Annotated in this window: 12 protein-coding genes; 4 read left to right on the top strand and 8 right to left on the bottom strand. The window is 47.3% G+C overall.

The window, feature by feature from the left end; genetic code table 11:
* Positions 1-274: 274 nt before the first annotated feature.
* Genes FEN17_RS06640 through FEN17_RS06630 form a run of 3 tightly spaced genes read right to left on the bottom strand, consistent with a single transcriptional unit; the run spans position 275 to position 6258 of the window.
* Positions 275-1462, bottom strand: a complete 1188-nt coding sequence (locus tag FEN17_RS06640; protein ID WP_138364489.1) for an esterase — start codon at positions 1460-1462, stop codon at positions 275-277.
* Positions 1463-1511: 49 nt separating this feature from the next.
* On the bottom strand, positions 1512-3032 hold the full coding sequence (locus FEN17_RS06635; protein ID WP_138364488.1) for a DUF1501 domain-containing protein: 1521 nt from the start codon (positions 3030-3032) through the stop codon (positions 1512-1514).
* 1 nt (position 3033) lies between these two features.
* On the bottom strand, positions 3034-6258 hold the full coding sequence (locus FEN17_RS06630; RefSeq protein WP_138364487.1) for a DUF1553 domain-containing protein: 3225 nt from the start codon (positions 6256-6258) through the stop codon (positions 3034-3036).
* Positions 6259-6413: 155 nt separating this feature from the next.
* Here FEN17_RS06630 and ypfJ point away from each other — a divergent pair, with 155 nt between their 5' ends.
* On the top strand, positions 6414-7259 hold the full coding sequence (gene ypfJ, locus FEN17_RS06625; protein ID WP_138364486.1) for a KPN_02809 family neutral zinc metallopeptidase: 846 nt from the start codon (positions 6414-6416) through the stop codon (positions 7257-7259).
* Between the two features lie 30 nt (positions 7260-7289).
* Here ypfJ and FEN17_RS06620 read toward each other — a convergent pair whose 3' ends face one another.
* From FEN17_RS06620 to FEN17_RS06600, 5 genes are all read right to left on the bottom strand, one after another.
* Entirely contained in the window at positions 7290-8072 is a 783-nt protein-coding gene (locus tag FEN17_RS06620; protein WP_138364485.1) for a phytanoyl-CoA dioxygenase family protein, read from the bottom strand.
* 32 nt (positions 8073-8104) lie between these two features.
* Positions 8105-8872 carry a DeoR/GlpR family DNA-binding transcription regulator gene (locus FEN17_RS06615; protein WP_138364484.1) on the bottom strand — a complete coding sequence of 256 codons (768 nt, stop codon included), beginning with the start codon at positions 8870-8872 and terminating at the stop codon, positions 8105-8107.
* Positions 8873-8944: 72 nt separating this feature from the next.
* Positions 8945-10384, bottom strand: a complete 1440-nt coding sequence (locus FEN17_RS06610) for a sensor histidine kinase (protein WP_229208711.1) — start codon at positions 10382-10384, stop codon at positions 8945-8947.
* Between the two features lie 227 nt (positions 10385-10611).
* Positions 10612-10947: a bacillithiol system redox-active protein YtxJ gene (ytxJ, locus tag FEN17_RS06605; protein WP_138364483.1), complete on the bottom strand. Its 336-nt coding sequence runs from the start codon at positions 10945-10947 to the stop codon at positions 10612-10614.
* Between the two features lie 89 nt (positions 10948-11036).
* Entirely contained in the window at positions 11037-11963 is a 927-nt protein-coding gene (locus FEN17_RS06600; RefSeq protein WP_138364482.1) for a S1C family serine protease, read from the bottom strand.
* 185 nt (positions 11964-12148) lie between these two features.
* Here FEN17_RS06600 and FEN17_RS06595 point away from each other — a divergent pair, with 185 nt between their 5' ends.
* The 3 genes from FEN17_RS06595 to FEN17_RS06585 all read left to right on the top strand — a co-directional run bounded on the left by FEN17_RS06595 (position 12149) and on the right by FEN17_RS06585 (position 14436).
* Positions 12149-13087, top strand: a complete 939-nt coding sequence (locus FEN17_RS06595; RefSeq protein ID WP_138364481.1) for a ring-cleaving dioxygenase — start codon at positions 12149-12151, stop codon at positions 13085-13087.
* A 47-nt stretch (positions 13088-13134) separates the two neighbouring features.
* The gene (locus tag FEN17_RS06590) at positions 13135-13755 is read left to right on the top strand and encodes an alpha/beta hydrolase (RefSeq protein WP_138364480.1); all 621 of its coding nucleotides are present in this window, start codon (positions 13135-13137) and stop codon (positions 13753-13755) included.
* A 96-nt stretch (positions 13756-13851) separates the two neighbouring features.
* Entirely contained in the window at positions 13852-14436 is a 585-nt protein-coding gene (locus FEN17_RS06585; RefSeq protein WP_138364479.1) for a Crp/Fnr family transcriptional regulator, read from the top strand.
* Positions 14437-14504: the final 68 nt, after the last annotated feature.

Genomic DNA, 14504 nt, shown 5'->3' with positions numbered 1-14504 from the left:
CGCTTTTGCAACGGCTGGAACAGTATTATATATTGGGTACGTTATTGTAAAAAAAGACATTAGACGACGTCAATGAAAAAGAGATTTTTTCCATCTTTTATCATTTAGTGTCGGTCTGTGCCGGAGTAAAAATCATCCTGCTTTCATTCGATCCCAAAATTTGTACTGATAGTAATATTGACAAAGGGCTTTTAATAATAGGGGGCGTAATGACTATCATAAGCTCCTGGAAAGATATCGTGGCGAAATTCAAATGTGTAAAGTAATGTCCGCCTCACTTCTTTTTCCAAAGATTCGGCAGCAACTTATCATGCAGCAGCAGTCGCCAGGTGCCCCAGTCGTGGGCGCCTTCGCCCCCGATGAAATATTCGTGCTTGATGCCGGCTTTGGTTAGTGCTGCGTCGGTGGCAGCGGATCTTTTGCCGACGGCCGATTCTGTTTCGCCGCTGCCCAGACCAACAAGCAGGTAATCAATTTTGTCGTTGATTTTGGGATCGTTGAAAAATGCCGGATTCAGTTTCTCCGGTTCCAAATCTCCGGCACTCATAATGCCAAAAGAGCTAAACAAATCCAATGCATTGAAACCCACGGCTTCGGTATGTCTGCCGCCCATGGAAAGTCCCGAAAGCGCACGACCTTTTCGATCTTTAATGCTCGAATAATTCGCGTCTATGTAAGGCACAATCTGCTTTCTAAGTTCTTCCTCAAAAAGTTTATAAGTCTTGTCGAGATGGTTGGGATCATTCCGGTGCAGCAGCTGGTTATTTGGCATCGCGATGATCATCGGCACCATTTTCTTTTCAGCCAGCAAGTTATCTGCAATGATATTCGCGCGACCATCGAGCGTCCAGCCCGAAGCCAGCTCCCCGCTGCCACCTACAAGATAGAGCACCGGGTATTTGGTTTTTGGATTGTAGCCAGGCGGGGTATACACAAACATTTCGCGCTCGCCATCCGAAACATCGGAATGATAAATATGTCGCGTAACATTGCCATGCGGAACATTTTGCGCATCATAATACGCTGGTGCTGAATCATGAACAATCAAATTGCTATACCCCGGCTGGTTTGAAGCACCGGTAAATGTATTGTTCGGATCGACGATGGCGACGCCATCCAGCAAGAACCGGTACACATAAATATTCGGCTTCACCGGTCCGATTGTAAGCGTCCAGACACCGTCACTTCCTTTTGTAAACGGAATGTTCGTTTTGGATTTCAGCGCAAGCAATATGGGCCCGCCAGTCAGCTCTACTTTATTCGCATCCGGCGCTTTCACGCGAAAAGTGACGGTATTGTCGTCCTTCACTTCCGGTGAAACCACATTGCCGCCGTAGGGCGCGAGGTTTTGGGTATTCTTTTGAGGATTAAAATCCAGATTAACATTGGCCTGCTGGGCAAATGTGCTGGTTATTGTAGTTGAAAAAAGGAAAAGGTATTTGCTAAGATTTGAGAAGTTCATCTTGGGAAAGGAATGCGTTGCATAATATTTATTTTAGGTGGCAATAAGATCAAGTCAAAAGATCTTTCACCACATTCCCCTGCACATCAGTCAACCGGAATCTTCGACCTTGAAATTTATACGTAAGTCGCTCATGATCAACACCCATCAAATGCATAAGTGTTGCGTGAAAATCGTGGACGTGCACAGGGTCTTTTACAATGTTATAACTGAAATCATCCGTTTCGCCGTAGCTGATACCAGCTTTTACGCCAGCGCCGGCCATCCACATCGTGAAGCAGCGCGGGTGATGGTCGCGGCCGTAATCATCAGCGGTGAGTTTACCCTGGGAATAGACTGTTCGACCGAATTCGCCACCCCAAATCACCAGCGTATCATCCATTAATCCCCTGCGTTTGAGGTCCATAATTAATGCCGCGGTCGCCTGATCCGTTTGCTTGCATTGGTTTGCAATACCTTTCGGCAGATTACCGTGCTGGTCCCAACCCTGGTGATAGAGCTGCAAAAATTTTACGTCCTTTTCCAGCAACTTTCTGGCCAGCAAACAATTAGCCGCATAGGTACCTGCGTCGCGGCTTTCTTCTCCGTACAAATCAAAAACTTCATCCGGCTCGTCGGAAGTATCAATTACCTCCGGCACCGAAGTCTGCATCCGGAATGCCATTTCATATTGCGCAATGCGGTTTTCAATCTCGGGATCGCTGTAAGAATCATTCTGCAACTGGTTGAGCTTGGCCAGATATTGCAGCATTTCCTTACGATCAGCACCATCGTAACCCTCAGGATTATTCAAAAAAAGCACCGGATCTTTTCCGGACCGGAACTGCACGCCCTGATGCCGCGATTCCAGAAAACCATTTCCCCATAGCCTCGCATACAGCGGCTGGTCCTTCGGCGCATTTTTGGAAACCAACACGATGAATGTCGGCAGATTATTGTTGTCAGTACCCAGCCCATAACTCACCCACGAACCAATCGACGGCCTACCCGGAAGCTGGTTGCCGGTTTGGAAAAAAGTAATTGCCGGATCGTGATTAATTGCCTCAGAATAAATGGATTTGACAATGCACAGATCATCCACAACTTTGGAAGTGTAAGGCAAAAGCTCACTCACCCAAGTCTGACTTTTCCCATGCTGCCCGAATTTATAAATCGACGGCACCATGGGCAGCGCGCTCTGGTTGGCACTCATGCCCGTCAACCGCTGGCCTTTCCTGACTGAATCCGGCAAATTTTGCCCGGCGAGGTTGACCAGCTTTGGCTTATAATCAAATGTTTCAAACTGCGAGGGCCCGCCCGCCATGAAGAGATAAACCACCCGCTTCGCTTTGGGCGCAATGTGCGGCAATGCGGCTAAAATCTCGGATTCCAGATCAGAAGAGCCACCCGCAACCGGCGCCTTTCTGGTAGCGTCGCCATACAGTTTGTCCAACCCAAACAGTGAGCCTACCGCCATCGCGCCGAGGCCCAATGAAGTTTTGGTCAAAAACCTGCGCCGGTCAAGCTTTTTGTGTAATTCGTTGAATTCCGGAGTATGGAGCCTGAACTCGTCGTCGTGATGATGGTGCATGTTATCTTTTGGTTAAACAGGCGTCGGAATTGAGAATTGTGCTGGCTACCACGCTGTTAGCAGCGAGCGCGGCTTTATCCAGATTTTTGTCTAGCTGAAATTGGCCTGTCGAAATCCATCCGGAAGCCTTTTTAGGGTCTTTCCGGAATTTATCTTCTTCTATTTTCTGCAAAGTCATCAGCAAATTGACCTCTTTTACGGGTGGTTTCTTGCCTGTTAATTTTCGGTAAATGGTCGTGATTGCCAGTTTTTTGTCCTGCGTTTTGGTGATTTGTTCTCCTAAAACCTTGGCAGCTTCCACAAAAGTCGGGTCGTTTAATGTTACCAAAGCCTGTAAAGGTGTATTCGTTTTTTGCCTGCGGACGACACAAAAGCTTCGTGACGTACCGTCGAATGTGGAGAGAGTAGGGTTAGGCACCGATCTTTTGGCCAGAATATAAAGGCTCCGCCGGTAAACCGCTTCCCCAGAGTCGGGGACATAATTACTGCTGTTGATCGACCATAATCCGTCTGGCTGATAAGGTTTTATACTTTTACCGCCAATCTTTTTATTCAATAAACCGCTCGCCAGCAATGCATTATCTCGTATCATTTCGGCAGACATCCGGTTTGCAGGTCCGTGAGACAGTAACCTGTTTTCAGGATCACGTTCCCGAACTTCTTTGCTCGTCCGTGAGTCCTGTCGGTAAGTCGCCGACATCACGATCATTTTATTCATTTTTTTAATGTCCCAGCCTGATTCCCTGAATGTTACCGACAGCCAGTCGAGTAGCTCGGGGTGGCTCGGCATTTCGCCCTGGTTACCAAAATCTTCCGTTGTTTTGACCAAACCAATTCCGAAGAAATTTTGCCAGAGATGGTTTACCTCCACGCGAGCCGTCAGCGGATTGTCCGGGTGCGTCAGCCACTGCGCAAGGCCGTAGCGGTTTTTGGGCAGATTTTTTGGAAAAGCTAAAACAGACGTGGGCGTCGCCGGAAATACTTTTTCTCCCGGAGAATCATAATTTCCCCGGACTAAGATGTGCGCCTGCTTCGGTTTGGGCATTTCCTGCATCACCATCAGCTCGCGAATGTTTTCCGTAGAGTCCGACTGCATCATCCGGGCCTGCTGCAAAGCCGCTCTTGATTTCGCTATCTCACTATCTATCGCCGAGAAGTAATAAGCCTTTAAAGCCGATTTTTCATCCAGCGAAAGTTGTGGTGGCAGTTTGCCCGCAGCTACATTCCAAGTTTTTTTATTCGCCAAAATTTCAATTTCAAAAGGCGTCAACGCACGGTTGTAAATCGAAATGTCATCGACCTGACCATCTTTAAAACCCAGCCCACGCCACCAGCCACCGATCTGTAAACCCGGCTGATTAGAACCACTGAACAAAATATCCTTCGTCAGCTGGTCCATCGTAGTTTCCATAGCAGCCTCACTGCCATTGATATACAACTTAAAACCATCAGCTTTTGAGGAACCATCGTAAGTAATTGTCAGCTGTGTCCACTGATTTCTTGGCACCGGTGATTTCATAACCCTTGTAATGGCATTGGAAGGCGAAGTATGTGCCATATTGATTTCCAGCCGGTCGTTTTTCAGGTATAAATGATAGCCGCGGAAGTTGTAAAGCCGCTCCGCATTGCTTTTGTGCAGGATCACACCCTCCTTCAATTCCTTTGGAATGTTAACCCACGCCCCGACGCTGAAAGGTTCGGATTTTCGGAAAACGCCCGCCGGAGAAAGGTCCAGAAAAACGTCGCCGTTCAAATGCAGCACCTTGCCGCGTGTAGTTTCCGCAAATTCTGGATCACCGCCAGCCTGCCCGGATTCTCGCTTCATCACGCCGGTTTGTTTGGGATTCGCTGAATTTTTGAGCGCAGCATGATCGAATGAAAAATAGCCCTGTAAGCCCGCAGAAGGAACTTGCTGCTTGGATAATGCTTTGTAGTAACCTTCGCTCAGCCATTTTTCAAATGCCGGCTCAGCAGAATTTTCAGCAGTATGCAGTTGCTTTTCCTGATCACCGACCTTGGTTTGGATAAATTTCAACATGCTTTCCTGCTCGGCGGTAGGCAGCATTAATGTTGGCGTGGGTAACGCATCGTCCCAGGAAATTTGCCCCGCTTCCTTCACATTGTTGAAAAAGCTGAACAGTTCGTAGTAATTTTTCTGAGAAACCGGATCGTATTTGTGGTCATGACATTTGGCACAGCCGACTGACAAACCCAAAAAAGCGTCGCCGAAAGTGTTCGTCCGGTCTACCACATATTCAGTCTGGAATTCTTCTTCAATAATTCCGCCCTCCATATTTTGCTGGAGGTTACGGTTAAATGCCGTCGCAATCAGCATATCCTTCGTCGGATTCGGCATTAAATCACCCGCAAGTTGCTGATGGACAAACTGATCGTAATGCATATTTTGATTAAATGCATGGATTACCCAATCCCGGTATGGCGACATATCCCGAACCCGGTCAACGGTGTAGCCGTGCGAATCCGCAAAACGCGCCAGATCTAACCAATCGACGGCCATTTTTTCGCCATAATGTGGCGATTTCAGTAAACGATCAACTTGCTTTTCGTAAGCATTTGGGGAATTATCTTTTAAAAATTGATCAGTTTCCTCCAACGTTGGGGGCAGACCGGTCAAATCCAGGGATAATCTTCTCAGCAAAATTTCCTTGTCTGCCTGTGCGGAAGGTTGCAGCTTTTCTTCTTCCAATTTTTTGAAAACAAAGTTATCGATAGGGTTGACGACCAGAACTTCATGATTTACGTCAGGAATGTCGGCTTTTTCCGGTTTTACGAAAGCCCAATGTGGCTTGTATTCCGCACCATCTTTGATCCATTTGATCAGAATCGCTTTTTCCTTCGCAGAAAGTGACAAATGCGATTCAGGGGTAGGCATTACATACTCGGGATCGCTGGAAATAATGCGGTGAAAGAACTCACTATCAGCCAGATCGCCCGGTTCAATCGCCAGCCGACCCGATTCTTTCGATTGTTTTACAAATGCAGATTCAGCCATATCGAGCCGCAATCCTGCTTTTTGCTTCGCTTTGTCCGGGCCGTGGCAAGCAAAGCATTTATCGGATAGTACCGGCTTAACGTGCTGATTATAATCCAGTTTGTCCGGCAGATCCTCCATCGCGACTTCCACATCCTCAGGAAGGTCAGGCGAGCAGGAAAAAATGAGCAGGCAAGAAAAAAATGAAAATATGAAGAAGAATATCCGTCCCATGTCAACGTCAAGTCACTAACAAATTTATAATATAAGATTTTGTATAAATAATACAACACCGAATAATTCTGGCATATTTGCTGATACAACCTCAGGTTGTGGCACATTATTAGCTAAGCATTCTAAGAAGCGTTTTTAACCTAAAAAAATCATCTATGCGTTGGTCTGATTTACGGAGAAGCAGCAATGTGGAAGACCGCCGGGGTATGTCCGGGGGCGGTAAAATTGCACTGGGTGGTATTGGTACCATCATTGTGCTGGCAATTGGGCTACTGACCGGACAAGATCCGGGCGAAATTCTATCGAATATACAGGGTAACCAAACTGAACAGGCGCAAACCCGGCCGCCAGGTCCACGTCCCGACGACAGGACGGCTGATTTTGTTTCTGCCGTGCTGGGAAGCACAGAGGATGTCTGGACGGAAATTTACAAAGAGAACAACGCGACTTACGAAAAACCGAAGTTGCAAATCTTCGACGATGCCACGCAAAGCGGCTGCGGTGGAGCATCTTCGGCCATGGGCCCATTTTACTGCCCTGCCGATCAGAAGGTTTATATTGATCTCTCTTTCTGCGATGAACTGCGCGAACGTTTTCAGGCACCAGGCGATTTTGCGGTGGCTTATGTTGTCGCACACGAAGTAGGTCACCACGTACAAAACCTGATGGGTATCAGCGAAAAATTGCAGGAAGCCCGTGGCCGAATGAGCGAAACAGAATATAACAAACTGTCGGTCAAGCTAGAATTACAAGCAGACTTTCTCGCAGGTGTCTGGGCCAACCACGCGCAGGAAATGAGTAAAATCCTCGAACCGGGCGACCTTGAATCCGCACTAAATGCCGCCAACGCCATCGGTGACGATAAGTTACAGCAAGAATCCCAGGGCCGCGTAGTACCCGATGCATTCACCCACGGCACTTCGAAGCAGCGGATGTATTGGTTCAAAAAGGGTTTTGATACGGGTGATATGAGCCAGGGGAAGTATGAGGATATTCAGTAAGATGCATTGAAATAAAGTAAGGGGCTTGGGTTACAAAAATTCAAGCCCTTTTCGTATCGCTTCTTCAACCGGCGAGAAGTCAATCTCACTATCATAAATGTTAAACTCCCCAGCAGGCATGAGTGGTGGTTGAGCCATGAAGCGGGGGTTTTGACCGCGGTGAGATTGGGCGGAGTGGACCAGGAATGGGTGGCAGAAGTATACAGTCCCGGCCTTTCCGGTAGCGCTGACTTCCGGTAGGCCTTCGGTAGAATTGAGTCTTTCGGCCAGTTCGATGAAGGTTAGTCCGTCGTCGCTAAAAGGTTCGAGTATGCTTGCAACTTTGATATGAGAACCTTCGCGGATGCGGGTTGGCGCATCGTTTTCTTCAATGTCTGAGAATAGGAAAAGCATCAGCAATGCCCGGCCACGCGATTTTACATTGATCCGCCATTTGAAATAATCAACCGGCTCGTTACCGGGGAAACTGGCTTCCACGTGCCAGCCGGTATCGCCGGGATCGTTTTCTGATGGGAAACGCACCGGAAATGTTCCCAGTGAATAGCGCGGCAGCCACTTTCCAGCGCCGACCAGCTGGTCGAATGCCTTGTGCAGTCGGGGAGCATTTACAGCCTGCCTGAAAGGTTCCTGCGCATAATCACCCAGCCTGATCACCGGCTTTGTCCAGGTTGCTGGGTTGGTTGGATCGCAGCCGGTATCTTTCCAGAGTATCTCACGGCCTTGTTCAGCCAGCTCAGCAGAAAATGTATCATCCAGTCGGATATAGCCCTTTTCGATGAAATGCCGGACTTGCGTTTCTGTCAGTTCAGTCATTTGAATGCAGATTTGTTATTCCCTTTAATGCTTTATTTCTTGGCGGTAATAATCTTTGAAAGACCATGTTTCTTCAAGCTTTCCTTGCTTTCCGAGCTGGTTTCGTCGTCGGTAACCAGACAACTGATTTCATCCAGACCGGCAAATTTAATGTAACTGTCCTTTCCAATTTTAGATGAATCGCATAGCAGCATGACCTGATCGGCATTACGGATAAAAGCGGAGGTGATGGCTGATTCTTTTTCGGTATGCGCTGTCAATCCGTTTCCAGCAGAAATGCCGTCGACGCCGATAAAAGCTTTTTTGGCATGATAACTATTGATGTGTTGTATTGCCTTCTCACCGTGAATCGCTTTGCGCGGCTTGTCCAGTTCTCCGCCAATGATGTTGATTGAAATGCCTGGGACATCGATCAGCGCCGCGAGGATTGGGAGGGAGTTCGTAATGATACGCAGGTCGTTTCGTTTTTTGAGATACGGGCACATTCTGTAAACCGTGCTGCCGCAGTCCAGGAAAATGCTCTCTCCATCTGCTACCAGCTCGGCAGCGGCTTTGGCGATTAAGTCCTTTTTCTGGTTATTTGAGCCACTTTTTTCAACAAAACTCGTGAACATCGGATTTTCCGGCCGCATTGCTCCGCCATGCGTTCTTACGAGCTGCCCTTCCTCGCAAATGTCATGAAGGTCCCTTCTAACCGTGGCCGGCGACATCGCAAGCTGATCGGATAACTCGAAGACGGACAAGCTGCCCGATTCATAGACTGCCTCGATAATTTTTTTCTTACGCTCCTGGAAATTCATGCTAAACATTCATTTTGATCAAGGTAATCAATACGAATCAAAAATAAGCATTTAGGCAAGCAGTGCCAGTTGTCAGGAAAGTCCGGACGGCCAGAGATAATTTTGCTCGACGATCGGTATGGAAATGTAAAAACAGGTACCTTTTTCGGGACTGCTTGTGAACCAGAGCTTTCCGTTTTGCGCCCGTACAAATTCCATACATAGCAGCAAACCCAGCCCGATCCCTTTTTCGTTATTGGTACCAAAACTGGACTGGACATTCAGCGAAAAAATGGCCGCCTGCTTTTCCGGCGGCATCCCGATACCATTATCCTGGATCGTGATCAGGCAGTCCGAACCTTTGATATCTGCTGTAATGACAATGCTGCCGCCTCTTTTTGTGAACTTAATCGCATTCCCGACAATGTTTCGCAGGATCAGCTGCATCATATCGCTGTCGGCATAGATCATAATGATCGGGTTGAAATCGTATTCCAGCACAATGTCTTTTCGCGCAGCAATTTCCTGTTCCAGTTTCAATGTGGGCTCAAAAACCTTGGCCAGATTCAGGTATTCCCTGCGTGCCGCAATGCCGTGCAACTGAGATTTTGACCAGTCGAGCAGCTTGGAAAGCATGGCCAGCGTACTTTTTGTGGAAGTAAGCAGATCACTTTCGATGTTCTGCTTCTCGTCGGCATCGAGCTCATGCTCCGAAAGTAGTTCCAGGAAGCTCTGGATACTCCCCAGTGGCGACCGAAGATCGTGCGCGACGATCGACATCAATTTATTTTTTTCGGAATTGAGCCTTTCCAGCTCGTGGTTTTGTTTTAATATCTGTTCATTTTTTTGCTCAATCGCCTTCGCTTTTTCCACGGCAGAAGCCTTTTCTCTCTCATAACTGATCCTAATATAATCGATACAGAAATAAGTTATCGCCGCAACGACCAAATAGGCCGATATGTGATCGACGAACCGGGTGAAACGATTGTCGTAGGTATTGGGGACGAGGGTAGGATCGAGGTATTCGGAAATATTGAGCGATAGGAAAAGGATAATGTTGACCGGAATCCAGATTTTGTATTGATTGACGGGGCTGATGCCAATCGTGATGAGTAGGAAAAGCAGGAAAAAAAGGTCGGTTGGCCCCTCCTGGCCTGAATTAAAAAGATAGTTGACGGTGAAAAGGGAGAGCCCGAGGATGTTAAAAAGAAAAATACTGATCGTGACTTTGCCCCGGAAAAGGGACGCGTAGTAAATCGCGCCGGAAATGAGCAGAACGATAAAACTTGCCAGCGCTACCTCTGGAAGGCCGATGAAATAATTAAATGGAACGTTGTATCCCAGCGCCAGGATCGAAATCAGGCAAATGGAATGGAAAATGCGGGCATTGAGTGGGAATTGCTCAGGATCGCCCGATAATCGAACCCAGATATTATAAAACGAAGGTTTGGAAGGCAAAATGAATGATTTTCTTTCTACAAATATAGCATTGACGGTTTCAATACGAAATGGTAGAAATAATATTAAAATCATATCAAGGTTTTGATAAAGTGGGTGTACGTGATATTCAGGGCACTTGTAAACAAAAAGAGCAGCCATCAGCTGCTCCTTTGCTTTTTTGTCTGATGAAGTGCGCTTATTTCCGATCCAAAAGTATGGAATTAATCCATATAATTGGAAATAATCCTTAATCTTTTTTTAAAAAATATGAATGCCCGGATATCGGGCATTCATAAACAGTGACTTAGCAGTAAAATATTTTAAGCTACGACCGCATCCAGCGTGTTTTTCAGGGAAATTGCTTCATGCGATGCATCGTAAATGCACTCGCCATTTTTTACAACCAATATTTGCGGTGACTGATGCTCCACTTTGAAATTGCTGGCAATCGCCATTGATTCCCGCCGGTTATTGATGACGTCCACAATGTAAAGCGGAATGTCTACATGAGGCACGGCGCTTACCTCTGATTTGAGCTGCCGGTACGCCATCAGGCTCGTCATACATCTGGGACTATGCTTGTAAATAATCGCGTAATCGGCCGATTTATGAATATCCTGTACTTCTTCCTCGGTATTAATTGTAATCCAGTTCATATTTTATTGGGGATGATCCAGTGTTTACCTAACATCAATCCAAGTCTTTTTCATTCCCGAAGGTTTGAAAAATGCGGAATCGGCACTTCCTAAACCTTCTTCTCAACCGGTACAACAATGAAATTCAGCAGCTCTGTGTGGCGGATTACTGAAATGTTGGTGATGTCGAGGATTTCGCGGTGGGTGAGTTCTTTGAAAAGTTCGTTGGAGTTGCTGACGACCTTGTTGTTGAATGATACAATGATATCTCCTTCAAGTAGTTGGGAGCGGGAAGCGGGCGTATTTGGTTCTATCCGTGTTATGAAAATGCCGCCGCGGTTTGGGAGTTTGTAATGTTGCCTTACTTTTTCATTTACCGGTACGTCCTGTAATTGCAGTCCCAGGTAGGCTTTAAAAACTTTTCCGTCGCGGATAATTTGTCGCGCAATTTCCTTGGCAGTATTGATATCCACCGAAAAACTAAGTCCCTGGGCGCCTTGGATTACCGCCGTATTTACGCCAATTACTTCTCCGTCCGTATTAATCATCGGCCCGCCCGAGTTGCCAGGATTCAATGCCGCGTCAGACTGGATCACATTATCGACCATCCTGCCGGATTGCGTCTGCAATGTCCTGCCCAAAGCACTTACCACGCCGGTGGTCACGGTATGCTGAAACCCATAAGGATTGCCGATCGCGATCACAAACTGGCCGATTTGTAGTTCACTGGTGTCTCCCAATTTCGCCACGGAATGTCCCTGCGCATAGATTTTAAGGATCGCCAAGTCCGTATCCGGATCTTTCCCCACCAAAGTAGCCTCGATCTCATTTTCATTCAGAAGGCTTACCATAATTTTCTCTGCGCCTTCCACGACGTGGCTGTTCGTAAAAACGAAACCGTCCGAAGAAAATATAAACCCCGATCCCGAGCCGGCAGCGCGCAGCTTGCCATTTTGTGTTTTATATATATCAATTTTGACCACGGCATTCTTGATCTTATCAACCGCGCCGATGATCATGGTCGAAAACGTGTCCATAACTTTAAATTTTTGCTTTCTGACACGGAAGCAAAAAGCTGTCCATGGGACTTGGGTATGTCAGAATGGCAATGTTGCAGTGCATCGCTGCCTCCCCATTTTCTTAACCTAGTTCAATGTTTCCGCCCTGCCTGGGGTGGTACATTTGTATCAACAAAAACGAAAAAAGTAAACGAGATAAGATCATGGAAAATACAATCAAAGGTATCCACCACATTACAGCCATCGCTGGTGACGCTAAAAAGAACTACGATTTTTACACCCGTATCCTGGGGTTGAGGATGGTGAAAAAAACTGTCAATTTTGACGATCCCAATACTTACCACTTTTATTACGGCGACGGCGTAGGTACGCCTGGAACAATCCTGACCTTTTTTCCCTGGGGAAGTCAAATCCCTGCGGGTAGGCGAGGTACACGTCAGGTAACGGAAATTGGTTATGCGGTGCCTGAGGGTAGTCTGGATTTCTGGCAAAAAAGGTTTGAAGCAAATGGTGTTACCTATAATAAGGTGTCTGAAAAATTCGGGGAAAAATATCTGACCTTTTTGGATCCGGACGGTTTGAAATTCGAGCTGACCGTACCTAAAAATGCTGACGCCCGCACGCCTTGGGAAACCAGCGAAGTGACTGCTGAAAATGCAACCCGCGGTTTTCACCACATTACAATTACGAGCAACAAAATGGAAGATACGGCCAAAATCCTGACTGACATTTTTGGATATAAACTGACAGAAACGCATGTAAACCGGTTCAGATTTGTGACTGATGCGGTGGATACCGCAGCGATCGTCGACCTGGTGGAAGTACCGGGCGAAAGAGCGGGACATGTAGCGGGTGGTTCGGTTCACCACGTGGCATTCAGGGTAGCAAATGATCAAATCCTGATGGAATACCGCAAAAAAATCGTGGAAGCTGGTTACCAGATCACGGACAAAATAGACCGCAATTACTTTTATTCCCTCTATTTCCGCGAGCCAGGCGGCGTCCTTTTCGAACTTGCCAGCGACAACCCAGGCTTCGGCGTAGATGAAACGGTTGAAAACCTTGGTACCGGACTAATGTTGCCTGCGCAGTACGAGCCAAGAAGAGCGCAGATTGAAAAAGTGCTGCCGGTTTTGAGTTAAAAAGGATTTGAGGTAATAATCAGTTTTGATCATTAAAAAAGAATCCCATGAATACCAAAAAAAACCTGATATCCAGCGGCGTGCCGATTGCGGAGGCGACGAAAGCGATTATTATGCTGCATGGACGCGGCGGATCGGCGGCGGATATTATTTCGCTGCAGCGACTCTTGCACCTTAATGAATTTGCAATTTATGCGCCCCAGGCGACGAATAACAGCTGGTATCCTTACAGTTTTATGGCACCCGATGAGCAGAACCAGCCTGCATTGAACTCAGCCCTGGAAACTGTGGCGCAGACTGTGGCGGAGATAGAAGCGGCGGGAATTCTGGCGGAGCACATTTATTTCGCCGGGTTTTCACAGGGCGCTTGTCTGACTTTGGAATTCATTGCGACGCACCCAAAGCGATACGGCGGAGTGATCGCATTTACCGGCGGGCTGATTGGTCAGCACCTGGACGAAGCGAAATATACAGGCGATCTTGCTGAAACACCGGTCTTTGTTTCCACCGGCGATCCCGATCCGCATGTGCCCGTTTCGCGGGTGAAGGAGAGCATTGCGGTGCTGGAACGGATGAATGCTTTCGTGACATTTACGGTTTATCCGGGTCGCCAGCATACCATTTCTTCTGATGAGATCAGGCAGGCAAATGCCCACATTCTCGATTGAAATCCAAATTTGTTGGCAGACGAAGGTCGTCCAGTAGCATAAATGAATATTTTAGCATCCCGTTTCCTGCGGGATGCTTTTTTATTTTTGCCTGATATGTTTGAAAAAATAAACAGTTACGCGCTGCGCTGCATGCCTTTCACGCCAGAGGACCTGGCTTATTTCGACTCGCTTCTTCAATTTAAAAAAACACCTAAAAAGACCTTCCTTCTGCTCGAAGGGGAAGTGTGCAAATTCGAGGCGTACATTCTCAAAGGCTGCATCCGGACTTATTACATTGATGGAACCGGCGCGGAGGTAACCCTGCAATTTGCGATTGAGGATTGGTGGGTCAGCGACATTATCAGCTTCCAGAACCAGGCGCCGAGCCATATGTACATCGAAACGCTGGAAGATTGCGAACTGTTAATCCTGACGCCGGAAACCAAGGAAGAGCTGCTGGTGCATGTGCCCGGTTTTGAAAGAATGTTCAGATTGATGGTGCAAAGAAACCTGGCGCAGACGCAGGAAAGGCTGTTTCGGACCATTTCGACCAGCGCGGTAGAAAAGTATCTCGATTTTCTGAATCGTTACCCGACGATTCCTCAGCGTGTTGCACAACATTACATCGCATCATATCTGGGATTCTCACCCGAATTCCTGAGCAAAGTAAGACGAAAGCTAAGCGCAGGGGAAAGCTGAATCAGCCGGTATGTCACCCTCGTAGTATACGGCGCAAAAACCTCCACAATGTTTTCGCCTGGCATTGC

The sequence above is a fragment of the Dyadobacter luticola genome (assembly GCF_005860805.1).
In the GTDB taxonomy this organism is placed as follows: domain Bacteria; phylum Bacteroidota; class Bacteroidia; order Cytophagales; family Spirosomataceae; genus Dyadobacter; species Dyadobacter luticola.
Note: the sequence above shows the minus strand (reverse complement) of the source record. Positions and strands in the feature narration are given on the sequence as shown.